Below are 1,112 nucleotides of genomic sequence, written 5' to 3'. Positions count from 1 at the left end.
TTGAGAGGACGAGGGCGATTGTTGAGAAGAGTTGCTTTCAGAAACAGAGTCGACAATAGGGCCACTTGTTTCTGAAGCGGGCTTTGAATTAACAGACGCATTTGATGCAGTAGTCTGAGCTGAATCATTAAGAGCTTCGTCTTCTACCGAAGGCTCGGAGTCTTTGCTTTCTGGCAGATCGGGTGAAACAACTTTCTCTTTGGCCAGAGAGCTAAGACTCTTATCCGCTAGAATACCTTCAGCTTCAAGCGTGCTATTGAGCTTTTGATATAGCTCATCCAGCACACCATGCAATGCCTTTTCGTATAGTTTGAATGCAAGCTTTTCCAGAGTTGGGTCATTAACGAAATGATGTATCGCTGAACGAAATGCGTAAACCGCTCGTTCTGGACCTAAGGGGCTACTGCTCGCAATCGGACTATGATAATTCATTGCATCCGTGCGCATTTTTAGTAGCAATAAATCTGTACGAAAGTGCGATTCTAAACGCGTAATGAGCACCCGCGCGATTAACCAATCTTCAAACTCTACTTTTTCGATAATACTTAAATTCGACTCGTTTTCTTCGTGTTGAGAAAACTCTAAAGCTAAGCTGTCAAAGCTAAGAATATCGTTGCGAGCTTTGGAAATAATACTCGAACTATGCTTCTCAACGCGCTCAGCAATGCTCATGCGCGCATTTGCATCTTGATCAGTCGATGCTTTGATTGCAGATTGTTGGAATGACTGTACGATTTCTGGAAGAACGCCCTCTAACGCTGCCGTAATCGCTATATCTGATTGCTGTAAACAACGCTCGATCACCAGGCGATGAACAGCTGATATATCAGGCGTTTCTCGGTTAGCAAAGCGCTTAGTTAAGTTTTCTACGACGTGAGGATAGCTGTTTAAAAAACGCAAACCAGCCGCCTGCGATGTCACGTGTCTTGGCTCAGCGTTTACAAAAAGTTCTTTCCCTAACTCATCGACAAAACCCACACGTATGACGCGATTATCTTCAGATAAACCAAGTGCATTGGGCGTGTAAGTGATATACATCCCTTGGCCGCAAAAGTCGGCAATAACACAGGCATAGCTTTCACCAGATTCTAAATACAGCGTGGCGGCTTGTT

Annotated in this window: 1 protein-coding gene; it reads right to left on the bottom strand. The window is 44.3% G+C overall.

Features of this window, described 5'->3' with window-relative positions; translation table 11 throughout:
- Positions 1-1,112, bottom strand: a 1,112-nt coding sequence (locus A3738_RS08765) for a DUF1631 family protein (RefSeq protein WP_156504117.1), incomplete at both ends; no start/stop codon positions are given.

The sequence above is a fragment of the Oleiphilus sp. HI0066 genome, from assembly GCF_001635725.1.
Note: the sequence above shows the minus strand (reverse complement) of the source record. Positions and strands in the feature narration are given on the sequence as shown.